This window comes from Phyllobacterium sp. SL163, from assembly GCF_049896885.1.
In the GTDB taxonomy this organism is placed as follows: Bacteria; Pseudomonadota; Alphaproteobacteria; order Rhizobiales; family Rhizobiaceae; genus Phyllobacterium; species Phyllobacterium calauticae.
Genome location: NZ_JAFCVE010000002.1, coordinates 84,487 through 106,997 on the forward strand (window position 1 = coordinate 84,487; position 22,511 = coordinate 106,997).

21 protein-coding genes are annotated in these 22,511 nt (G+C 60.8%); 11 read left to right on the forward strand and 10 right to left on the reverse strand.

The window, feature by feature from the left end; translation table 11 throughout:
- The first annotated feature begins 185 nt into the window (after positions 1-185).
- Entirely contained in the window at positions 186-1,574 is a 1,389-nt protein-coding gene (locus ACP7B1_RS03990) for a M20/M25/M40 family metallo-hydrolase (RefSeq protein ID WP_426136548.1), read from the forward strand.
- A 14-nt stretch (positions 1,575-1,588) separates the two neighbouring features.
- Complete coding sequence (locus tag ACP7B1_RS03995; RefSeq protein ID WP_223612280.1) at positions 1,589-2,206, forward strand: ribonuclease D; 618 nt, start codon at positions 1,589-1,591, stop codon at positions 2,204-2,206.
- Positions 2,207-2,223: 17 nt separating this feature from the next.
- Here ACP7B1_RS03995 and ACP7B1_RS04000 read toward each other — a convergent pair whose 3' ends face one another.
- Positions 2,224-3,351 (reverse strand): acyltransferase family protein, encoded by a 1,128-nt coding sequence (locus ACP7B1_RS04000; protein WP_346305966.1) that lies wholly within the window; start codon positions 3,349-3,351, stop codon positions 2,224-2,226.
- Positions 3,352-3,716: 365 nt separating this feature from the next.
- Positions 3,717-3,914 (reverse strand): hypothetical protein, encoded by a 198-nt coding sequence (locus tag ACP7B1_RS04005; protein ID WP_346305967.1) that lies wholly within the window; start codon positions 3,912-3,914, stop codon positions 3,717-3,719.
- Between the two features lie 196 nt (positions 3,915-4,110).
- Here ACP7B1_RS04005 and ACP7B1_RS04010 point away from each other — a divergent pair, with 196 nt between their 5' ends.
- The 6 genes from ACP7B1_RS04010 (at position 4,111) to ACP7B1_RS04035 (ending at position 10,376) form a co-directional block, all read left to right on the forward strand.
- The gene (locus tag ACP7B1_RS04010; RefSeq protein ID WP_346305968.1) at positions 4,111-6,306 is read left to right on the forward strand and encodes a transglycosylase domain-containing protein; all 2,196 of its coding nucleotides are present in this window, start codon (positions 4,111-4,113) and stop codon (positions 6,304-6,306) included.
- A gap of 194 nt (positions 6,307-6,500) precedes the next feature.
- Complete coding sequence (locus ACP7B1_RS04015) at positions 6,501-7,346, forward strand: transporter substrate-binding domain-containing protein (protein ID WP_346305969.1); 846 nt, start codon at positions 6,501-6,503, stop codon at positions 7,344-7,346.
- Positions 7,347-7,413: 67 nt separating this feature from the next.
- Positions 7,414-8,076 carry an amino acid ABC transporter permease gene (locus tag ACP7B1_RS04020; protein ID WP_346305970.1) on the forward strand — a complete coding sequence of 221 codons (663 nt, stop codon included), beginning with the start codon at positions 7,414-7,416 and terminating at the stop codon, positions 8,074-8,076.
- Between the two features lie 4 nt (positions 8,077-8,080).
- Positions 8,081-8,743: an amino acid ABC transporter permease gene (locus tag ACP7B1_RS04025; protein WP_105738078.1), complete on the forward strand. Its 663-nt coding sequence runs from the start codon at positions 8,081-8,083 to the stop codon at positions 8,741-8,743.
- Positions 8,744-8,755: 12 nt separating this feature from the next.
- Complete coding sequence (locus ACP7B1_RS04030; protein ID WP_223612272.1) at positions 8,756-9,526, forward strand: amino acid ABC transporter ATP-binding protein; 771 nt, start codon at positions 8,756-8,758, stop codon at positions 9,524-9,526.
- Between the two features lie 100 nt (positions 9,527-9,626).
- Positions 9,627-10,376 (forward strand): SDR family NAD(P)-dependent oxidoreductase, encoded by a 750-nt coding sequence (locus tag ACP7B1_RS04035; protein ID WP_130268458.1) that lies wholly within the window; start codon positions 9,627-9,629, stop codon positions 10,374-10,376.
- A gap of 191 nt (positions 10,377-10,567) precedes the next feature.
- Here the strand turns inward: ACP7B1_RS04035 and xylA are convergent, their stop codons facing one another.
- The 3 genes from xylA to ACP7B1_RS04050 are packed head-to-tail and all read right to left on the reverse strand — an operon-like array spanning position 10,568 to position 14,598.
- On the reverse strand, positions 10,568-11,878 hold the full coding sequence (gene xylA, locus ACP7B1_RS04040; RefSeq protein ID WP_346305971.1) for a xylose isomerase: 1,311 nt from the start codon (positions 11,876-11,878) through the stop codon (positions 10,568-10,570).
- A complete protein-coding gene (xylB, locus tag ACP7B1_RS04045; RefSeq protein WP_346305972.1) occupies positions 11,875-13,329 on the reverse strand; it encodes a xylulokinase in 1,455 nt (484 codons plus the stop codon). Before xylB ends, xylA begins: the two co-directional genes overlap by 4 nt.
- A gap of 24 nt (positions 13,330-13,353) precedes the next feature.
- A complete protein-coding gene (locus ACP7B1_RS04050; RefSeq protein WP_346305973.1) occupies positions 13,354-14,598 on the reverse strand; it encodes an ROK family transcriptional regulator in 1,245 nt (414 codons plus the stop codon).
- A gap of 214 nt (positions 14,599-14,812) precedes the next feature.
- Here ACP7B1_RS04050 and xylF point away from each other — a divergent pair, with 214 nt between their 5' ends.
- From xylF to ACP7B1_RS04065, 3 genes are all read left to right on the forward strand, one after another.
- On the forward strand, positions 14,813-15,853 hold the full coding sequence (gene xylF / locus ACP7B1_RS04055; RefSeq protein WP_223612268.1) for a D-xylose ABC transporter substrate-binding protein: 1,041 nt from the start codon (positions 14,813-14,815) through the stop codon (positions 15,851-15,853).
- 86 nt (positions 15,854-15,939) lie between these two features.
- The gene (locus ACP7B1_RS04060; RefSeq protein ID WP_346305974.1) at positions 15,940-17,247 is read left to right on the forward strand and encodes a sugar ABC transporter permease; all 1,308 of its coding nucleotides are present in this window, start codon (positions 15,940-15,942) and stop codon (positions 17,245-17,247) included.
- Between the two features lie 13 nt (positions 17,248-17,260).
- On the forward strand, positions 17,261-18,040 hold the full coding sequence (locus ACP7B1_RS04065) for an ATP-binding cassette domain-containing protein (RefSeq protein WP_346305975.1): 780 nt from the start codon (positions 17,261-17,263) through the stop codon (positions 18,038-18,040).
- Between the two features lie 76 nt (positions 18,041-18,116).
- Here the strand turns inward: ACP7B1_RS04065 and ACP7B1_RS04070 are convergent, their stop codons facing one another.
- The 5 genes from ACP7B1_RS04070 to murJ all read right to left on the reverse strand — a co-directional run bounded on the left by ACP7B1_RS04070 (position 18,117) and on the right by murJ (position 22,482).
- Positions 18,117-18,695: a NifU family protein gene (locus tag ACP7B1_RS04070; RefSeq protein WP_223612265.1), complete on the reverse strand. Its 579-nt coding sequence runs from the start codon at positions 18,693-18,695 to the stop codon at positions 18,117-18,119.
- 100 nt (positions 18,696-18,795) lie between these two features.
- The gene (locus ACP7B1_RS04075) at positions 18,796-19,284 is read right to left on the reverse strand and encodes a universal stress protein (protein WP_223612264.1); all 489 of its coding nucleotides are present in this window, start codon (positions 19,282-19,284) and stop codon (positions 18,796-18,798) included.
- Between the two features lie 27 nt (positions 19,285-19,311).
- The gene (gene trpS, locus ACP7B1_RS04080) at positions 19,312-20,391 is read right to left on the reverse strand and encodes a tryptophan--tRNA ligase (protein ID WP_223612263.1); all 1,080 of its coding nucleotides are present in this window, start codon (positions 20,389-20,391) and stop codon (positions 19,312-19,314) included.
- 109 nt (positions 20,392-20,500) lie between these two features.
- Complete coding sequence (locus ACP7B1_RS04085; protein ID WP_346305976.1) at positions 20,501-20,887, reverse strand: VOC family protein; 387 nt, start codon at positions 20,885-20,887, stop codon at positions 20,501-20,503.
- Positions 20,884-22,482, reverse strand: coding sequence for a murein biosynthesis integral membrane protein MurJ (gene murJ / locus ACP7B1_RS04090; protein WP_346305977.1), 1,599 nt, complete (start codon positions 22,480-22,482; stop codon positions 20,884-20,886). The genes ACP7B1_RS04085 and murJ overlap by 4 nt, the downstream gene beginning before the upstream one ends.
- Positions 22,483-22,511: the final 29 nt, after the last annotated feature.

Consider the following 22,511-nt stretch of genomic DNA (forward strand, 5'->3'; position numbering starts at 1 on the left):
ACTTGCGGTGACCTCATCCCCCCTCTCCGGGTCGCCGCATCTGAGTGTAGTGATCTGGTCGCCTGTGGTCCCCCCGCCACGGCGGCCATTTCTTTTCCGGCTCCACTTTTTTCTGCCGTTTCCCCGAAAATGGGCTAAGAAGAACTCCCTTCACGAATCCCGGTCCAACAAATTCAGGAATTACCATGTCAGCGCTTGAACCTGTCTTGAACGCCCTTGATGCCAATCTGGATAAAAGTCTGGAGCGGCTGTTCGAACTGTTGAAGATCAAGTCCATCTCCACCGATCCGGCATTCAAGGCCGAATGCCGCAAGGCTGCCGAATGGCTGGTCGCCGATCTGAAGACCATCGGTTTCGACGCCAGCGTGCGCGACACGCCGGGGCATCCGATGGTTGTGGCGCATCATGAAGGGCCAAGCGCCGATGCACCTCATGTGCTTTTCTACGGTCACTATGACGTGCAGCCGGTTGATCCGCTTGAACTGTGGGAAAACGATCCCTTTGCCCCTGCCATCAAGGATATGGGCGATGGCCGCAAGATTTTGATCGGCCGCGGCACGGCCGATGACAAGGGCCAGCTGATGACCTTCGTCGAAGCCTGCCGCGCCTACAAGGACGTGCATGGCAAGCTGCCGGTCAAGATTTCCATCCTGTTTGAGGGAGAGGAAGAGTCGGGATCGCCGTCGCTGAAGCCTTTCCTCAATGCCTGCAAGGACGAGCTCAAGGCCGACTTCGCCCTCGTGTGCGATACCGGAATGTGGGACAGGCAGACCCCGGCGATTTCCGTCGGCCTGCGCGGGCTGGTCGGTGAGGAAATCGTCATCAAGGCCGCCGATCGCGACTTGCACTCCGGTTCCTTTGGCGGCGCGGCGGCAAACCCGATTCACATTCTCACGAAGATTCTCGCCGACCTGCACGACGAAACCGGTGCCGTGACCATTCCCGGCTTCTACGACGGTGTCGAGGAAACCCCAACGCAGATCCTGCAGACCTGGAACGGACTCGGCTGCACGCCGGAAAACTTCCTCGGCCCCATCGGACTTTCCATTCCCTCGGGTGAAAAAGGCCGTTCCATCCTGGAACTGGTCTGGGCGCGCCCGACCGCCGAGATCAACGGCGTGATCGGCGGCTATACCGGCCAGGGCTTCAAGACCGTCATCGCCGCGCAGGCATCGGCGAAAGTGTCGTTCCGCCTCGTGCACAAGCAGAACCCCGCCAAGATCCGCGAAGCCTTCCGCGCCTTTGTGCGCGCGCGCGTCCCTGCCGACTGCTCGGTGGAGTTCCATGAGCATGGCGGCTCGCCTGCGATCCAGCTGTCCTATGACTCGCCGCTGCTGGCCAAGGCCAAGACGGCCCTGAGCGATGAATGGCCGAAGCCCGCCGTGCTGATCGCCATGGGCGGATCGATCCCGATTGTCGGTGACTTCCAGAACATGCTGGGCATGGAATCGCTGCTCGTCGGCTTCGGGCTTGAGGACGACCGCATCCATTCCCCCAACGAAAAATACGAGCTGAATTCCTTCCACAAGGGCCAGCGTTCCTGGGCACGCATTCTTGACGTGCTGACGAAATAAACCGGAGAGATTTGATGACCATCCGCTTTCACCGCAATGATCTGCCCGACCTTGCAAACTATCAGGTCAATGCCGTTGCCATTGATACGGAGACGTTGGGGCTGAACCCCCATCGCGACCGGCTGTGTGTTGTGCAGATTTCACCCGGTGACGGCTCGGCTGATGTCATCCAGATCGACAAGGGGCAGACATCTGCCCCCAATCTGGTGAAACTTCTTGGTGATGCCGCCATCACCAAGATTTTCCATTTCGGCCGGTTTGATCTTGCCGTGCTCTATCACGCCTTCGGTGTGATGCCGCAGCCGGTCTTCTGCACCAAGATCGCCTCGCGCCTGACCCGCACCTACACGGACCGGCATGGCCTGAAGGAGATTTGCAGCGAATTGCTGGATATCAACCTGTCCAAGCAGCAGCAGTCGTCGGATTGGGCGGCGCCGGAACTGTCGCAGGCTCAGCTGGAATATGCGGCATCCGACGTTCTCTACCTGCACCGGCTGAGCGCCATCCTGATCGAGCGCCTGAAGCGTGACGGACGGGCGGAAGAGGCGGCTGCCTGCTTCCAGTTCCTGCCGACGCGGTCCAAGCTCGACCTGATGGGCTGGGACGAACAGGATATTTTCGCCCACAGTTAAACGGAAAACGGCTCCTGCTATTCTGCAGAAGCAAGCGCGCCCCTGCCTTGCGGTGTGGGCGCGCGATCGATATGCGCCCATTGCGGCCGTTTGAACAGGAACCGGCCATAGCCGGTCCATTGCACCAGCCCATAAAGGATCACCGGCCCCAGGACGCCGCAGACGACGGTCAGGAGCGAAATCGTGCCGATATCCGTGATGACGCCGGATTTGAGCAGGACGGTTCGCGCCACCGCCATAGGCAGGAAGAAGGCCAGGTAGACAACGATGGAATGGGCGCCGAGCCAGCGCAAAGCATGCACAAGCCATTGTGCAAGGGGTGCCGAGCCCAGTCGCGCCAGCAGCGCCGAGACCGAAACAATGGCCAATGCCCCGGCAAAACCGGCAAGCAGCGAGATGATGGGCACATTGCTCCAGCCGCCGAGCCCGCCGGATGTATAGGCCTCCAGCGGTATCCAGGCGGCAAAGGGTTGCGATGCCGGGTGAAATACCAGCCAGCCATTGGCGAGCGCCCAAACGCCGAGGATGGCAAGGGCGGTGAGCGGCCGCTGCCGCAGCCATTGCGCCAGGTCGAAAATGACGGGTGCAAAGGCATAGCCGGCAAAGAAGAAGACATAGCGGCTGCAGAATTCGTCGAGGACCAGCCATCCCGTATGGATGGGGACGGTTTCAAGCGCGGCGGCAATGGCGAGGATGATCCAGACATTGACGGATCTGACGAGGCGCGTGACGACAAAGAACACCGGCAGCAGATAGATGAACCACAGGGTGCCGAAGGGCTGGACGAGGGCAAGGAGATAGGCGCTGACAGCGCCGCCGGGACCGCTCTCGGCGATAATGCCGGGCGCCTTGAACAGGAACTGGATCGTCAGCCACAGCAGGTAGAAATAGGCGAAATGGATGATCTTGCGGTCGGCGTAGCGCAGCCACGGCCGATCGATCACCAGTCCGAGAAACAGACCCGAGATCAGGAAGAAGTCCGGCATGCGGAACGGCTGGGCAAACGACACGACCGGATGCATCCAGCCGCGGGCGCCGGCATCCTCTTCGACGCCAAGCACCGAGTGCATCATGACGACAAAGATGATGCAGATACCCTTGGCGATGTCGACCCAATCGACACGTGTTTTTTCGCCCGTGCTCATCGTTGCTTTGTTCCCCCGCGTTTTACTCTCTTTGATACGCGATATTTCAAAACGGGAAGTAAAATTCAGGTGATGCGCGCAGAAATGACTGTCGGATCACGTTTCCGACGGGCCGATTGTCCCGGAAATACCCGGTTGCTGCATCCGGATACAAAAATGCCGGGCAGAAGCCCGGCGAATTGTGAACGCAAATGCGTCCAGAGGGGAACACGCAACGAGCGAAAAATGGGAGGAGAACCGCTCGTTACGCACCACCAAAATATGCCTGCCGCGTTTAATTTTCAAGGGCGCAAGAATAATAATCTTTTCGCGCGCCAAGATTTGACAGAAAACGACAGCGGCGCTGCGGCGGCCTGAACGCGGTTTCAGTTGACGGCGGCAGCCGCCGGGGCGGTCGCGCCGGTCGCGTCGAGAGGCTCCTTGCACGTCCCGTGACCGCGCAGCTGGCAGCCGCCGAGCCGATACTGTGCCTCGGATTCGGGCGAGGGATTCAGTCTGGCAATGGCACCGCCACCGCAACCGCTGAGGATGATCGCAGCGCAGGCAAGGACCACAAATCGCATTTTCCACTCCATTCCTAATGAGCGGGAAGCTAACTGTCCGGCGCGGATTTCTCAAGCGTGAACCGAACCGTTCGCCTTCACGCATGCTCAGTTTGATGCCATCGGCCAAATTTAACCGCACCTTAAATCGCCGCATTTACCCTGCAACGCGTCGCGAAGGATTTTGCGGCACCGATTGGGGCGGGTATTTCAGTCAATGGCACCACGTGACAAGGGCAGGCAGCGCATCGAGCCGGGGTTCAGTTCGGACCGCCGTTCCGATGACGATGACATGCGCGCCGACCCGGAGGACAGACCCGTGCGAAGCCAGAAGCGCCGGACTTCATCGCGCAAACCCGCCAAGTCGAGGCGCGGCCGCTCCAGCCGCCAGCAGGGTGGCGGTTTCCTGGGTCTCATCCGCCGCACCATCTACTGGTCGTTTGTCCTGTGCATCTGGGGCGGCATCGCCGTCGCGGGCACGGTGATCTATTTCGCCGCCAAGATGCCGCAGACCACCACCTGGACGATCCCCGACCGCCCGCCCAACGTCAAGATTGTTTCGGTCGAAGGCGACCTCATCGCCAATCGCGGCGCCACCGGCGGCGAGGCGATCGGCCTGCACCAGATGTCGCCCTACCTGCCGCAGGCAGTGGTGGCGATCGAAGACCGCCGCTTCTATTCGCATTTTGGTGTCGATCCCGTCGGCTTCGTCCGCGCCATGGCGACCAATGTGATCTCGGGCCGCCTGGTGCAGGGCGGTTCGACCATCACGCAGCAGCTGGCGAAGAACCTGTTCCTGACGCCGGACCGCACGTTGGAGCGCAAGGTCCAGGAAGTCCTGCTCGCCCTCTGGCTGGAGCACAAATACTCCAAGGACCAGATTCTGGAGATGTATCTGAACCGGGTTTATCTCGGTTCGGGTTCCTATGGCGTGGCCGCAGCCTCGCGGCGCTACTTCAACAAATCGGCGCACGACGTCAATCTGTCGGAAGCGGCTGTCATTGCCGGCCTGCTCAAGGCGCCTTCGCGTCTGTCGCCGGCGCGCGATCCGAAAGCCGCCGTCGAGCGTTCCCAGCTGGTGCTGGCGGCCATGCGCGACCAGGGCATGATCGGTGACAAGGAACTGACCGTTGCCATGAAGCAGCCGGCGACCCGCGCTGCGGCCTATTGGAGCGGCTCCGAGCATTATGTCGCCGACCGGGTGATGGAGGAATTGCCCGAGCTTATCGGCGATGTCCGTGCGGACGTGGTTGTCGACACCACCGTTGATCTCGGCCTGCAGAAGCTGGGCGAAGCCTCGATCCGCGATCTGATCCAGAAGAACGGCGACCGGCTCAATGTTTCGCAGGGCGCGCTGGTCTCCATCGATGGCACCGGTGCGGTGCGGGCGCTGGTTGGTGGCTATGACTATGCCAACAGCCAGTTCGACCGCGCCAGCGAAGCCAAGCGCCAGCCCGGCTCCACCTTCAAGCCTTTCGTGTATCTCTCCGCATTGGAGCAGGGGCGCACGCCGGAATCGGTGCGCAACGATGCGCCCATCCGGATCGGCAACTGGACGCCCGGCAACTACAACGGCAAATATTTCGGCAAGGTGACGCTGGCGGAGGCGCTGGCCCGGTCGCTCAATTCGGTATCCGCCCAATTGGTCATGGAAGTCGGCCCCAGCACCGTTGTCGATACGGCGCATCGCCTGGGGATCGTTTCGAACCTCAACGCCAATGCCTCGCTGGCGCTTGGGACCTCGGAAGTCACGCTGCTCGAACTCACCGATTCCTTCGTGCCCTTTGCCAATGACGGCTACAAGGCGCCCGTCCATCTGGTCCGCCGCGTCACCACGCATGAGGGCAAGGTGCTGTATGAATTCAAGAATCCCAAGCAGGAGCGGGTGATCAGCGAGCGCAATGTCAGCATGATGAATGCAATGCTGCGCCAGACCGTCGAAAGCGGCACGGCGACGAAAGCCAAATTCGGCTGGCCCGCTGCGGGTAAGACCGGCACCAGCCAGAATTTCCGCGATGCCTGGTTCATCGGCTACACCTCGAACCTGACCACGGGCGTGTGGTTCGGCAATGATGACGGCAAGCCGACCAAGAAGGTCACCGGCGGCGCACTGCCCGCGCTGGCTTGGAAAGAGTTCATGGTCGCCGCGCACAAGGGCGTGCCCGTGGCCGAGCTTCCCGGCAATTACCGCGTCAATGAAACCGTCATCGACGGCAACGATGCCTTGCCCGGTGCGGATGTTCCGGCGGCCGAAGGTGTGCCGTCAGCCCAGCTCAATCCGGGCGGGCCGGTTCCGCCGGTGGGGCTGGACGATCAAACCGGATCGACCCATCCGACGCCGCCGGTCGGCGTTGGCGGCAATGGCCAGAAGCCGCGCAAGACCACGCTCTTCGACCTGATCATGGGCAACTGACCGGCAAGCCGTCCGGTCCGTGCTTCCCTTCGCTCCCATACAGCTTCTGCCCCCCCCCCTGACGCAGCGATTCCAAATGTCGCTTGACAAGTCGCGACTCTTGTCCTCGTATTATGAAAATCCATTATTAGATATTCTATTCCATAGTAATGGATTAAAACATAATATTCGCTTGACGGATAGGGGAACGAAAAATGTCTAAAGTATTTTACGCGACGGTCGCTGTGGCCGCGCTGCTCGCATTGCCGTTCAATCAGGCTTTCGCGCAGGACAACAAGAGCAAGCTCGATGAGGTGCTGGCCCGCGGCCATCTGGTTGTCGGCACCGGCAGCACCAATGCGCCATGGCACTTCAAGGGTGCTGACGACACGCTACAGGGCTTCGATATCGACATGGGTCATATCATCGCCAAGGCGCTGTTCAGCGATCCCAGCAAGGTCGAGTTCGTCAACCAGTCTTCCGATGCCCGCATTCCCAACATCACCACGAACAAGGTGGATATCACCTGCCAGTTCATGACGGTCACCGGGGAGAGAGCACAGCAGATCGCCTTCACCATACCGTACTACCGGGAAGGTGTCGGGCTGATGCTGAAGGCCGACAGCAAATATGCCGACTATGCCGCGCTCAAGGCCGCGGGTTCTGCGGTGACAATCTCGGTGCTGCAGAATGTCTATGCCGAATCGATGGTGCATGCGGCCCTGCCTGGGGCCAAGGTCGACCAGTATGAATCGGTCGATCTGATCTATCAGGCGCTGGAATCCGGCCGTGCCGATGCGGTCGCCACGGATCAGTCGTCGCTTGCCTGGTACATGACCCAGAACAAGGATCGCTACAAGGATGCCGGCTACGGCTGGAATCCGCAGACCTATGCCTGCGGTGTCAAGCGCGGCGATCAGGATTGGCTGAACTTCGTCAACACGGCGCTGCATGAGGCGATGACCGGTGTCGAGTTCGATACCTATGCGAAATCGTTCAAGACCTGGTTCGGCAAGGACCTGACGCCGCCGCAGATCGGCTTCCCCGTCGAATACAAGTAGTCAACCGGCGGCTCCAGGGTCGTCTGGAGCCGTTTCTCCTTGTCTTGCGATAACGGGGACGTTGTTCATGGGCTATACGCTGAATTTTGCTGCCGTCTGGCGCAGCTTCGATGACCTGCTGTTGGGGCTGGCGCTTAGCCTTGCCCTGGCCTTCGGCTCCATCCTCATCGGCGCCGTCATCGGGCTGTGCACGGCTTTTGGTCTGATATCCAAAAACGGCCTGATAAAGCGTCCGGCCGGGGTCTACGTCTCCATCATCCGCAACACGCCGATCCTTGTGCTCGTGCTGTTCACCTATTTCGCGCTGCCCCAGTGGGGTTTGCGCCTGGGCAAGATCGAAAGCTTCGTCTTCACGCTCTCCCTCTATTCCGGCGCTTATCTGGCGGAGGTGTTTCGCGCCGGACTGCTGTCGATCCCCGCCGGCCTGCGCGAGGCCGGGCTCGCCATCGGCCTGACGGAAATGCAGATACGCACGTCGATCATCGCGCCGCTGATGTTTCGCAATATCCTGCCGTCGCTCGGCAGCACGATCATCTCGCTGTTCAAGGACACCTCGCTGGCCGCGGCCATCGCCGTGCCGGAACTGACCTTTGAAACGCGCAAGATCAATGTGGAAACCTTTCGCGTCATCGAGACATGGATGGTGGCAAGCTGCCTCTACGTCTTTACCTGTTCGATCCTGGCTGCGCTGATGCGCATCGTCGAACGCCGTCTGGCCTTGCCGAGGTGATGTGATGGATATTGTTCATTTCGCGGATGTTCTCTGGCTGGCGCGCTGGCCGATCCTCAAGGGTATCGGCGTCACCCTGTCGATTTCGCTGCTGGCGATCTGCTGCGGCACGCTGCTGGGGGTTGGTGTTGGTCTGGCGCTGACCTATGCCAGGGCACCGCTGCGCTGGATCGTGCGCGGCTATACCGATTTCATCCGCGGCACACCGGTTCTCGTGCTGGTTCTCGCCAGCTATTACGTGCTCGGCACCATCGGCCTCGACCTCGGGCCGTTCCAGGCGGGCATTCTGGCGCTCGCCGTGTTCTGCAGTTCGCATGTGGGGGAAATCGTCCGGGGGGCGCTGCAATCCATACCTAAGGGACAGACGGAAGCTGCCAAGGCCATCGGCCTGACCTTTCCGCAGACCTTCGCCTATGTGCTCGGTCCGCAGGCGCTGCGCCAGGTGCTGCCGGCCTGGGTCAACACCTCAGCCGAAATGGTCAAGGCATCGACCCTTTTGTCCATCATCGGTGTGGCCGAGCTGCTGCTGCGCACGCAGGAACTGATTTCCAGAACCTTCATGAGCCTCGAATTCTATTTCTTCGCCGGCTTCCTGTATTTCGTCATCAACTATGCCATCGAACGTTTCGGCCGCTACGTCGAACGCAAGATGGCGGTTCCGTCCTAAGGGGATTCCGGGATGCCAGACAATCTTCTTGAAATCCGCAACCTGCACAAGAGCTATGGCGAGGTGGAAGTCCTCAAAGGCGTCGACTGCAGCATGAAGCAGGGCGATGTCGTCAGCATCATCGGGTCGAGCGGCTCCGGCAAGACCACCATGCTGCGCTGCATCAACATGCTGGAAGAATTCCAGGGCGGGTCGATCAGCATAGACGGTCAGGAGATCGGCTATGAGATGGTCGGCGGCCAGCGCCGGCGCAAGAAGGAGAAGGAAATCGCCCGCCAGCGCGCCCTGACCGGCATGGCTTTCCAGCAGTTCAACCTGTTCCCGCATATGAGTGCCGTTCACAATGTCATGCTGGGCCTGGTCAAGGTGAAGAAGCTGGACCGGGACGAGGCGCGCACCATTGCGCTGAAATGGCTGGATCGGGTCGGCCTGCTCGCCCGCGCCGATCATTTTCCCGGGCAATTGTCCGGCGGCCAGCAGCAGCGTGTTGCCATCGCCCGCGCCATTGCCATGAATCCCCGGCTGATGCTGTTCGACGAGGTCACCTCGGCACTCGATCCGGAACTGGTGAACGAGGTGCTGCAGGTGATCAAGACACTGGCGCAGGACGGCATGAGCATGCTGCTTGTCACCCACGAGATGCGCTTTGCCTACGAGGTCTCCAACCGGGTGATTTTCATGAATCAGGGGCTTATCGGTGAGGAAGGCAACCCGCGCGACATGTTCCACAAACCGCAGAGCGAGCGCCTGGCCGAGTTTCTGAAGACGTCGAGTTTTTCCTGAATTTCGCGATGTTTGTTCGCAGGCACACGTCAAAATACCGGCGTGCACAGTTCCCTTTGGGCGGCGCTTGCTCTATGGCTCATGCAAACGGAGTTTTCCCATGAGCAGCGATGAAGCACGCAAAGTCCTCGTCTTGACTGGCGCAAGCCGTGGCATCGGCCACGCCACGGTCAAGCGGTTTTCCCGCGCCGGCTGGCGCGTCATCACCTGCTCGCGGCAGGATTTTTCCGATGATTGTCCCTGGCCTGCCGGTCCCGACGATCATATCAAGGTGGATCTCGCCGATCCCGCCGATGTGGATCATGCGGTCCTCGAAATTCGCCAGAGACTGGAGATCGAAGGCGGCAAGCTGCATGCCCTGATCAACAATGCCGGTATCTCGCCCAAGAATCCGGGTGGTGACCGGCTGGATTCGATCGAGACACCCATGCACACATGGTCCACGGTGTTTCAGGTGAATTTCTTCGCACCCATCATGCTGGCGCGCGGCCTGTTCAAGGAGCTGGAAGCGGGCAAGGGTTCGATTGTCAACGTCACCTCCATCGCCGGAAGCCGCGTGCATCCCTTTGCCGGAACGGCCTATGCGACATCGAAGGCTGCGCTGGCATCCCTGACACGGGAAATGGCCTCGGATTTCGGCCCGCACGGCATTCGCGTCAACGCGATCGCACCGGGCGAGATCGATACGGCGATCCTGTCGCCGGGCACCGACAAGCTGGTGGAACAGCTGCCGCTGCGCCGTCTCGGCAAGACCGCTGAGGTTGCCGAGACGATCTATTTCCTGTGTTCCGAGGCATCGTCCTATGTGACCGGCTCGGAAATCCACATCAATGGCGGCCAGCACGTCTGATGCTTGAAGGGGGAATGGCTGTGAACACCCCCCTCTATCCTGCCGGACATCTCCCCCACAAGGGGGGAGATCACATCGACATTTTTACGTGCTTTGCGATGTCTCGGAACTGGTCGAAATCGTAATGCAGGCTGATCTCCCCCCTTGTGGGGGAGATGGGCGGCAGCCCAGAGGGGGGTAAAAACTCTCCCTCAAACGTAGCGGTTGACCACGTTCTCCAGATATTCCTGGCGGCCGGAGCGCGGCTGCGGCTGGATCTTCTTGTCCTCGACATGCTTGGCAATGTCTTCGAGCGACAGCTTGCCCGACAGCATGGCCTGTGCGTCAGGCTTGGCCCAGCCCGCATAGCGCTCCTCGACAAAACCGGTGAGGGCCTTGTCCTCGACCATCTTCGCCGCTGCCTTGAGGCCGCGGGCGCAGGTATCCATGCCGCCGATATGGGCGATCAGCAGGTCCTGCGGATCGAGCGACTGGCGGCGCAGTTTGGAGTCGAAATTGGTGCCGCCCGTGGTGAAGCCGCCGGCTTTGAGGATTTCATAATAGGCCAGCGCCACCTCGGGCACGTTGTTGGGGAACTGATCCGTATCCCAGCCGGACTGGTAATCATTGCGGTTCATGTCGATGGAACCGAAAATCCCGAGTGCCGCAGCGGTTGCCAGCTCATGTTCGAAGGAGTGGCCGGCAAGGATGGCGTGGCCCTGTTCGAGATTGACCTTGACCTCGTTTTCCAGGCCAAAGCGCTTGAGGAAGCCATAGACTGTCGCCGCATCGTAGTCATACTGGTGCTTGGTCGGCTCCTGCGGCTTCGGCTCGATAAGGATCGCGCCCTTGAAGCCGATCTTGTGCTTGTAGTCGACGACGAGGCTGAGGAACCGGCCCATCTGGTCGAGCTCGCGCTTCATGTCGGTGTTGAGCAGGGTCTCGTAGCCTTCGCGGCCGCCCCAGAGCACGTAGTTCTCGCCCTTCAGCTTCTGCGTGACGTCGATACAGGTTTTCACCGTTGCTGCCGCATAGGCGAAGACATCGGGATCGGGATTGGTGGCGGCACCGGCCATGTAGCGCCGGTTGGAGAACAGATTGGCGGTGCCCCAGAGCAGCTTGGTGCCGGTCTTCTCCATCTTGCCCGCGAAATAGTCTGCAATCTCGTAAAGGCGCTTGTTGCTTTCGGCGAGTGTCTCGCCTTCCGGGCGAACGTCCGCATCGTGGAAGCAGAAATACGGTGCGCCCAACAGCGAGAACATCTCGAAAGCCACGTCGGCTTTCAGCTTCGCGCCTTGCATCGTGTCATTGAACCACGGACGTTCGAAGGTCTGGCCGCCGAAGGGATCGCCGCCCGGCCAGGTGAAGGAATGCCAGTAGGCGACCGCAAAGCGCAGATGGTCTTCCATGCGCTTGCCATTGATCAGCTCTTCGGGATTGTAAAAACGATAGGCAAGCGGATTGGTGCTGTCCGGCCCCTCATATCTGACTGGTTTGATGTCACCAAAAAATCCGCTGCTCATGATTGAACTCCCTTTAATGCTGGATAGAGGTTGTGGTAGCGCCGGTAGGCGATGTCGAAATCGGCGGTGAGGCCCTTGTCGGGCTCGATGGTCTTTTCCGTTGCGGGCTGCGTGCAGATGGCACGCGGATCGGCCTTTTCCGCTGCGATGAGGCCAAGCCTTGCGGCACCGAAGGCTGCGCCGAAATCCCCGTCGGCAGGCACGTCGACGGGAATGTCGAGCGCTGTGGCAATGGTTTTCAGCCAGTAAACGGACCGCGAGCCGCCGCCGACCGCGGTCACCCGGTCAAGCCTGGTGCCGGCACTGGCAAGCGCATGCAGGCAATCGCGGAAGGCAAAGGCGACGCCCTCAAGGACAGCCTGTGTCAGGCTCGCACGGTCGCTGGCATGTTCCAGTCCCTGGAACGAGCCGCGGATGGCAGAATCATTGAGCGGCGTGCGTTCTCCGGAGAGATAGGGCAGGAAGGTGACGCCGGAAGGGGCTCGTAAATTGTCACCCAGCTCATCGGTCAGTTCCGCCGGCTTGCGCGCGGTGATGCCGGCATACCAGTTGAGCGCGTCAGTGGCGGAGAGGATCACGCCCATCTGGTGCCACGTGTCCGGGAGGGCATGGCAGAAGGTGTGAACGGCACTGGCCGGGTTGGGCAGATAGGCATTGTTGGCGGCAAACAGCACGCCGGATGTGCCGAGCGAGACGAAGGCATGGCCTTCCGCCACTGTGCCCATGCCGCAGGCGGAAGCAGCATTGTCCCCGGCGCCCCCGGCAACAACCACCCCGTTGCCCATGCCCCAACGCGTGGCCAGACTGGCTTTCAGCGTGCCGGAAACCTCGGTTCCCTCGACGAGGGATGGCATGTGGCTCCTGTCGAGTCCCGATGCGCCGAGCAGCTCGTCCGACCAGGCGCGTCTGCCGACATCGAGCCAGGAGGTCCCCGCCGCATCGGACATTTCGGAGACGTGCTCGCCGGTCAGCCAGAGCCGCAGATAATCTTTTGGTAGCAGCACCCGCCGCAGTTTTGCGAAAATCTCCGGCTCGTTGTTCTTCACCCACATGACTTTCGGTGCGGTAAAGCCGGGAAAAACAATGTTGCCGCTGAGCGCGCGAAAGATCGGGTTGCCGTCGAGTTCGGCTGCTTCCGCGTGGCTGCGCGTGTCGTTCCACAGCATGCAGGGCCGGAGCACGCTGTCATTGCCGTCAAGCAGCGTTGCGCCGTGCATCTGGCCGGACAGGCCGATGCCTTTCACAGCAGCCAACTCTTTGGGGTGACTGGCCTTCAGCGCGGCAATGGCATCTTCCGTTGCGCTGATCCAGTGCGCCGAGTCCTGTTCGGACCAACCGGAATGCGGCCGTGAAACATCCAGTGTTCCTGTGCCGGAGCCAATGACGGATTGCTTGTCGTCAATCAACAGCGCCTTGACGCCGGATGTGCCTAAATCGAGACCGAGATACATGGAAGATCCTTTGAAATGTGGAGGCTAGATCGCCCGCCGCAGCGGTGCTTCACGCAGATCGCCGGGGGCGAAAAGCTGGGTATCGAGATGCAGCAGGGACGTCATCATGCAACCCTGCAGGATGAGCGGATGCTCGTCGGGATAGCAGCGGATGGTCAGGTCAGGCTTGCCGCCCCAACCGGTCGTACCGGATACGATTTCCCGCAGGTCCGCCTCGATGAGGTCGAAGACACCCGCGCCGGGCCCGACAAGCGCGATGGGCACGGGATCGATCAGCGAGAAAAGACTGCGCAGGCCGGAGCCGATGGCCTGTCCCGCCTTGCGGAATGCCGCCCGCTCCGCACCGTCGCGGCTGCGGGCACGGTCGGCCACGGCATTGAAGGAAGCGGCGTCGACATCCTGGGCCGGCTGGGCCTGTTCGTCCTCGCCCGCTGTCCGGCGCAGGATGGCATAATCACTGGCATAGGCTTCGATGCAGCCGTGGCGGCCGCAGCGGCACAGCGCGCCGTTGGGGACATGCAGCATATGGCCGAATTCGGCACCGGAAGACTGGACGCCGAGAAACGGCTTGCCCTTGAGATAAAGACCCATGCCGATGCCGTGCGACAGGAGGATGGCGGCAAAGTCTTCGGCGTAATGTTCCGGATCGGTCCAGCGCAGCGCCTCGGCAATCATGCTGCAATCATTGGCAACGGCAACGCTGACGCCATAGCGGGCGGAAAGGATTTCGCCGAAGGCCACATTGATGTCGGGCGTGATCGGTGACCAGAGCATGGTCGCGCTGGCGGCATCAGTGACACCCTGCACGCCCATGGAGATATGCATGAGCCTGCCCGCGCTGCCCGGCATGGCGGCGAGCAGGCCGTCAAGCATTTCGCAGATCGCCCGGCTCAGGTCGCCGGCGCTCGCATCGAGCGTCGGGATGCGGCGGATTTCCTGCGCGATCACCTGTCCCTTGTAGTCGAACAGCACCGTGTGGGCGAGGTTGAGTGCCAGTTCGACAGTGGCGATCGTCGCGATTTCCGGGTTGAGCGTCAGTGCCACCTGCGGGCGGCCGCGGCGGTTGGCCGTGACATCGCCGTCGCGGCTTTCATTGACAATGCCTTCGGCGATGAGGGCCGTGGTGATGGCTGAAACCGTCGATGCGCTGAGGCCGGTCTGGGCCACGATATCGGTGCGCGAGAGGAGATCATGGCCGCGCAATGCGGCCAGGACGAGCCTGCGATTCTGACGCCGGACATCGTCCGGCCGGGCTATCTCATCTACCAACGAACGATCTCCTCCCGAAATCTTTTTTTGATGCGATGCAAAAATATTGTTGCAACGCAATAACTTAGCAGATCAGATTCTATGTTGACATGGAAATGAAATTAAGTCACTATTTTTTTCGAGCCTCGAAATAAAGAGGTTTGGGTGACTGGCCGGAGGTGAAAGGCCTGACATCCGACGGGATCAACGTGCCATGTGCACTGGGAGGATTATCATGAAAAAATACGCAACCGCTCTGGCGGGTGTTGCTCTTGCCGTTTCTTTGGCCGGCCCTGCGCTGGCGAAAGACAAGATCATTGGCGTGTCCTGGTCCAACTTTCAGGAAGAGCGCTGGAAGACCGATGAAGCTGCCATCAAGAAAGCGCTTGAAGCCAATGGCGACAAGTATATTTCGGCCGATGCCCAGTCTTCCGCTTCCAAGCAGCTCACCGACGTTGAAAGCCTGATCGCCCAGGGCGCCAATGCCCTGATCATTCTTGCGCAGGATTCGAGCGCAATCGGACCAGCTGTTGAAAAGGCGGTTGCTGAAGGTATTCCGGTCGTCGGCTATGATCGCCTGATCGAAAACAAGGATGCATTCTACATCACCTTCGACAACAAGGAAGTCGGCCGCATGCAGGCGCGCGGTGTCCTGGCTGTGAAGCCGGAAGGCAACTACGCCTTCATCAAGGGCAGCTCGGCCGATCCGAACGCCGATTTCCTCTTCTCCGGCGCGCAGGAAGTTTTGAAGGACGCCATCGCGTCCGGCAAGATCAAGAATGTCGGCGAAGCCTATACGGACGGCTGGCTGCCGGCCAATGCCCAGAAGAACATGGAACAGTTCCTGACCAAGAACGACAACAAGATCGACGCTGTCGTTGCGGCCAATGACGGCACTGCCGGCGGCGCCATCGCTGCCCTGCAGGCCCAGGGGCTTGCCGGTACGGTGCCCGTGTCCGGTCAGGATGCGGATTTCGCCGCCCTGAACCGCATCGCGCTCGGCACCCAGACCGTTTCGGTCTGGAAAGACTCGCGTGAGCTGGGCAAGGAAGCAGCCGGTATTGCCGCGGCGCTCGCCGACGGCAAGAAGATGGGCGACATTCCGCATGTGCAGAAGTTTGCCGGCGGTGCGAACAAGGTTGAAGTCAATGCCGTGTTCCTGACGCCCGTTCCGATCACCAAGGACAACCTCAACGTCATTATCGACGCGGGTTGGGTGAAGAAGGACGTTGTCTGCCAGGGCGTCAAGGCCGGTTCGGTCGCAGCCTGCAAGTAAGTCCTGAATAATCTGCTAATATTGAGCGCCGCTGGTCCACTGGATCGGCGGCGTTTTAAAAAGAACCTGAAACTGGGGAGAGACAAATGAGTGATCCGGCAGTCAGTATTGACCGGGCCCGCGCCTCCGAACTTGGCCTTACCGCCCGCTTCTTCAAAGCCACCGAACTTGATACCCGGCTTCTGGGTATGATCGGTGCGCTGGTTGTCATCTGGATTGCTTTCCAGGTTCTCTCCGGCGGCCAGTTCCTTACACCGCGCAACCTGTGGAATCTTTCCGTGCAGACGTCATCCGTTGCCGTGATGGCGACCGGCATGGTGCTGATCATCGTGACGCGCAATATCGACCTGTCGGTCGGTTCGCTGCTGGGTTTCATCGGCATGATCATGGGCGTCATGCAGACGGAAATGCTGCCGAAACTCATCGGCTTCGAACATCCCGCCACCTGGATCATCACGCTTGGCATTGGCATTGTCGCCGGTGCCGTCATCGGCGGCTTTCAGGGCTTCATCATCGCCTTTCTCGGGGTTCCTGCCTTCATCGTGACACTCGGCGGCCTGCTCGTCTGGCGCGGTGCCGCCTGGTGGGTCACGTCGGGCCGTACGGTCGCACCGATGGACTCGACCTTCCGCCTGATGGGCGGTGGTCCGGAAGGCTCCATCGGCTCCATGTGGAGCTGGATTCTCGGCATCGCTGCCTGCATCGCCATCGTCATCATGGTGGCCAACAGCCGCCGCCAGCGCCAGCGGTTCAATTTTCCGCGCCGTCCCGTCTGGGCCGAAGTGTTCATGGCTGCCATCAGTTGCGGTCTGGTGCTCGGGGCCGTCTCGATTGCCAATGCCTATTACTGGCCCATCGGCATCGTGCGCAAATATGCTGATGCCAACAACATCACCATTCCCGACGGCGGCCTGTTCATCTCGCATGGTATTGCCATACCGGTGCTGATTGCCGTGGCAACCGGGATCATCATGACATTCGTGACCACGCGCACGCGCTTCGGCCGCTATGTCTTCGCCATGGGCGGCAATCCCGAAGCTGCCGATCTGGCCGGTATCAACACGCGCTGGGTCACCATGAAGATCTTCATCATCATGGGCATTCTCTGCGCCATCGCCGGTGCGATCTCGACCGCCCGCCTCAACGCGGCAACCAATGCCCAGGGCACGCTGGACGAGCTTCTGACCATTGCCGCCGCCGTGATTGGCGGAACGTCGCTGGCCGGCGGCGTCGGCACCATCGCCGGTGCGATGATCGGCGCGCTGCTCATGCAGTCGCTGAGCTCGGGCATGGTGCTTCTCGGCCTCGATACGCCGCTGCAGAACATTGTTGTCGGTATCGTTCTGGTGATAGCCGTCTGGCTCGACACCATCTATCGCCGCCGTACCGCGTGAGGGAGGAAAGATCATGAGCACTGTACAGACACCTCTCATCGACATGGACAATATCTCGATCGCATTCGGCGGTATCCGCGCGGTCGACGGTGCGTCCGTCAATCTCTATCCGGGCGAAGTGGTGGCCCTGCTCGGCCACAACGGCGCCGGCAAATCGACGCTGATCAAGATCCTGTCCGGTGCCTACAAGCGCGACAGCGGCACGATCAAGGTCAATGGCGAGGAAGCCTCGATCGGCAATCCGCGCGATGCCAAGGCCTACGGCATCGAGACGATCTACCAGACGCTGGCCCTGGCCGACAATGTGGACACCGCCGCCAATCTCTATCTCGGGCGTGAACTGATGACGCCGTGGGGCACGCTCGATGACGTCGCCATGGAGCACAGCGCGCGCGAAGTGATGGGGCGGCTCAATCCGCGCTTCCAGCGCTTCAAGGATCCGGTCAAGGCCCTGTCCGGCGGGCAGCGGCAGTCCGTCGCCATTGCCCGGGCGATCCTGTTCAATGCCCGCATCCTGATCATGGACGAACCGACGGCGGCGCTGGGGCCGCAGGAAACCGCGCAGGTGGGCGAGCTGATCAAGCAGTTGAAGAGCGAAGGCATCGGCATCTTCCTGATCAGCCACGACATCCACGATGTCTTTCATCTCGCGGACCGGGTGGCTGTCATGAAAAACGGCCAGGTGGTCGGCACCGCCAAGGTGGGGGATGTCACCGAGGACGAGGTGCTCGGCATGATCATCCTCGGCAAATGCCCGCCCGGCGCCATACCCGGACCCGGCGCCGTGAACTGATATCTGCGGACGCTATAGATGGATAACAAAAAGGCCGCATCAAGCGGCCTTTCTTATATCAATATCTGAAAGTGGTTTAGATCGCTTCGACCTGCTGAACTTCCGGCACGAAATGCTTCAGGAGGTTCTGGATGCCATGCTTCAACGTTGCCGTGGAAGACGGGCAGCCGGAGCAGGCGCCCTTCATGTGCAGGTAAACCGTGCCGTTCTCGAAACCGCGGAAAGTGATATCGCCGCCATCCTGCGCCACGGCAGGGCGCACGCGGGTCTCCAGCAGTTCCTTGATCGTGTCGACGATCTCGGTGTCGGCCGTGTCGAAAAACTCGCCGTCGCCTTCCAGCTGGGCTGTGGCCGCAACCGATGTCGCGCTGGCCATCACAGGTGCGCCGGACATGAAGTGTTCCATGATCGCGCCGAGGATGGCCGGCTTCAGGTGCTGCCATTCCGGGCCTTCGGCCTTGGTGACGGTGACGAAATCATAGCCGAAGAACACGCCCGTCACGCCGGGAACGGCAAAAATCTTGGCGGCGAGCAGCGAGGCTTCCGAAGCGGTTGCCGCATCGCGGAAATCCGCCGTGCCTTCCTCAAGCACAACCTTGCCAGGCAGGAATTTCAAGGTCGCCGGGTTGGGCGTTGCTTCGGTCTGGATGAACATGGCGGATATCTCGCGTGTCTAGTTTAGAACGGTTCAAAGGCATATAGGCCTTTCGGCCAGTCTCTTCAAGGCAAGAGTGTATCACGGTTTCAAGATGCAATCATGTGATTGCGTCAATATCTTCGTTCGAGAGATTATAGGGCACGACGGTGACGGGAATGGAGAAGGATTCGCGGCCGGCCAGGGTCTGAACCAGCGGGCCGGGGCCATCCTTGCCGGAACCGGCCGCCAGAACCAGAATGGCGATATCCTGGTCTTCCTCGATGAGCTTCTGGATCTGTTCGGCGGTAATACCTTCGCGCACCACAAGCTCGGATTCGATATTGATGGTTTCCCGCACCGAAGCGGCAAACTTGCTCAGCGTCGAATGTGCCCGTTCCTCGGCTTCCGCCCGCATGATCTGCTCGACCCCCAGAAACTGCTGGAAGTCGGCGGAGTCGATGACAAACAGCAGGACCAGCACGCCGTTCGTGGTCTTGGCGCGGCGCGAGGCATAGGCAACCGCCCGCTCGCATTCCGGCGTTTCGTCGATCACCGCCAGGAACTTGCGGCGGTGCCCTGCTTCACGGCTGAGACGTCTTGATACCATCTGTTCAACCTGCCCTGCCTGTTGAGACTAATCCTGAAGGAATCCGACAATATCACGCACATTGCGCATCGTCTTCTCCGCCAATATAGCTGCACGCTCGCCGCCATTTTTCAGCACGGAATCGATATAGGCGGTATCGGCGGATAGGCGGCGCATCTCGCTCGCAATCGGCGCCAGCTTCGCCACCGCCAGATCGGCCAGCGCCGGCTTGAACACGGAGAACTGCTGGCCGCCGAAATCGCGGATGACGCCTGCCTTGTCCGTATCGGTCAGCGCGGCATAGATGCCGACAAGATTGTCGGCTTCCGGGCGATCGTTCAGGCCCTCGATGTCCGATGGCAAAGGCTCGGAATCCGTCTTTGCCTTGCGGATCTTCTTCGAAATCGTGTCCTCGTCATCGGTCAGGTTGATGCGCGACAGGTCGGATGGATCGGATTTCGACATCTTCTTCGTGCCGTCGCGCAGGCTCATCACCCGTGCGGCCGGACCGCCGATGACCGGTTCGGTCAGCGGGAAAAAGCTCTGGATTGTTTCATCGCCGGACTGGGTCTCGATGCCGAGGCCGAGTTCCGCAATGCGATCGGAGAAGTCTGTGTTGAATTTCTGGGCGATGTCGCGTGTCAGCTCCAGATGCTGCTTCTGGTCTTCGCCGACCGGCACATGGGTGGCGCGGTAGACAAGAATATCGGCAGCCATCAGGTTGGGGTAGGCGAAGAGGCCGACCGAGGCGTTCTCGCGGTCCTTGCCTGCCTTGTCCTTGAACTGGGTCATGCGGTTCAGCCAGCCCATGCGCGCGATGCAATTGAACACCCAGGCAAGCTCGGCATGCTGGCGCACGCGGCTCTGGTTGAAGACAATATGCTTCTCGGCATCAATGCCGGCGGCGAGGAACGCGGCGGTTACTTCGCGCGTGTTGCGCTGCAGCTCGGCCGGACCGCCCCAGACGGAAACCGCCTGCGTGATGGCGTGCTGGTCGACCACGCAGTAGATGCAATTGTTGTTTTCCTGCAAGGCAACCCAACGCCGCACCGCTCCCAGATAGTTGCCGAGATGCAGATTACCGGTTGGCTGGACACCGGAAAAGACGAGCGGCTCAAACGTGCTCATGAACAGTCCTTGATCGTTCGGGGACCGGGCCGTTCCGGCCCGGTGGCAATGGAGAGGAGGTTTTGGCAGAGCAGGGCGCTCTATTCAAGCCCTATCGGGACCGCACGAGCTATTTGAGCTGCAGAAGATCCCACGTGTTGCCGTAAAGGTCTTCAAACACCGCAACGCTGCCATAGGCTTCATGGCGCGGTTCCTCGAGAAAATGCACGCCGCTTTTCACCATCGCCGCGTGGTCAGTGGTAAAGTCATCCGTATGGAGAAACAGCGCGACCCGCCCGCCCGTCTGATTGCCGATGCTGGCGGTTTGCGCATCGTCATCGGCCTGTGCCAGCAGGATTTTTGCTCCATCCTTTTCAGGTGCGACAACAACCCAGCGCTTCGTCGGCGACAGGGCGGTATCGCCGACCAGCGAAAAGCCGAGCACCCCGGTGTACCAGGCAATCGCCTCGTCATAATCGCGGACGACCAGGGTGACCATACCGATATGCCGGCTCATGCCGCAGGGCCCTCCGGCGGCAAAACCGGTGCTTTGGCGCCGCGTTTCACATTGCGGCGGATCATGCCGAAACTGGCGCCGCCGGTTGCGAAGGCCAGGACGAAATAGACAACCATCGACAGCATGATCAGGCCGAAGACCACGGGCGCCTGGATATGCACCGGCGTATGGGAGGCAAGGTAGGGCGTGGCCCAATGGATGGCGTAATACAGGGCAACAGCCATGGCCGCCGCCGAAAAGATCAGGCGCGGAATGCGGGTGAGCAGCGGGATATCGCGGCCCCAATGGCCCCGCCACACCAGCGTTGCAAAGAGGAGAATGGCATTGACCCACCCGGCCGTCACTTCCGCCGTGGCAATGCCGGTTTCGGCCATCAGCGGAAACAGCGTCAGCGCCATGCTGACATTGATAACAACGGAAACCGCTGCATAGATCATCGGTGTCTTGGTGTCTTCGCGGGCGAAGAAGCCGGGAATGAAAGCCTTGATCAGCACGAAGGCGGGCAGGCCAAGGCCGTAGACCGCGAGAATATTGGATACGCGCCGCGTCGATTCGGCGGTGAATTCACCGCGCTCGAGCAGCAGGCGGATGATCGGCTCGGACATGACCAGCAGCGCTGCCGCTGCCGGCAGCGTCAGGAACAGGATGAACTCGACCGACCGGTTCTGCAGGCTACCGGCTTCCCGGTGGTTGCCGGAGCGCAAGGCACGGGCAAGCTCGGGCAGCAGCACCGTTGCAACGGCAATGCCCACCACGCCGAGGGGCAGCTGATAGACGCGGTCGGCATTGGCGAGCGACGTCACCGCGCCCTCCTTGCCGGAAGCGATGTTCGTGTTCACCAGAAGGTTGATCTGGGTGATGCCGCCGGTGATGGCCGCGGGCAGGGCCAGCACCAGCAGGCGCCGCACATTCGGCGTGAAGTGCGGCAGCCGGAAGCCGATGGAAATGCCGGCATTGCGCACGGCAAACCAGACGATGGCCAGTTGCACCAGCCCCGCCGCCATGACGCCCCAGGAGAGGCCATAGCCGATCGTGATGCCGTCATGGCCCTTGTACCAGGCATAGGCGAGCACGCCGATCAGGATCACGTTGAGGAAAACCGGAGCGACGGCGGCAGCAAAATAGCGGTGCAGCGAGTTCAGCATGCCGCTCATCATCGCCGCCAGCGACATGCAGGCGAGATAGGGAAACATGATGATCGCCATCGACACCGTATTGCCGAACTTGGTCGGATCGTCGAGGAAGCCCGGCGCGATCACCGTGCGCACGATCAGCGGCATCGACAGTTCCATCAGAATGGTCAGTGCCATCAGGACGGTGAACAGGACGCCGAACACCTCCTCGGAGAAGCGCTTTGCCCCGTCCATGCCGTTCGCCTCGATCTCCTTGGCAAACAGCGGGACGAAGGCCGCGTTGAACGCACCTTCGGCAAACAGGCGGCGGAAGGTGTTGGGGAAACGGAAGGCGGCATTGAACGCATCGGCGACGGGGCCGGTGCCAAGGGCCGCTGCCATCAGCATTTCACGCGTCAGCCCGAAGACACGGCTCATCAGGGTGCCGGAGGCCACCGTCGCGAATTTTTTGACCAGACTCATATCTGTTCCAGATTCCGAATAAACATGGG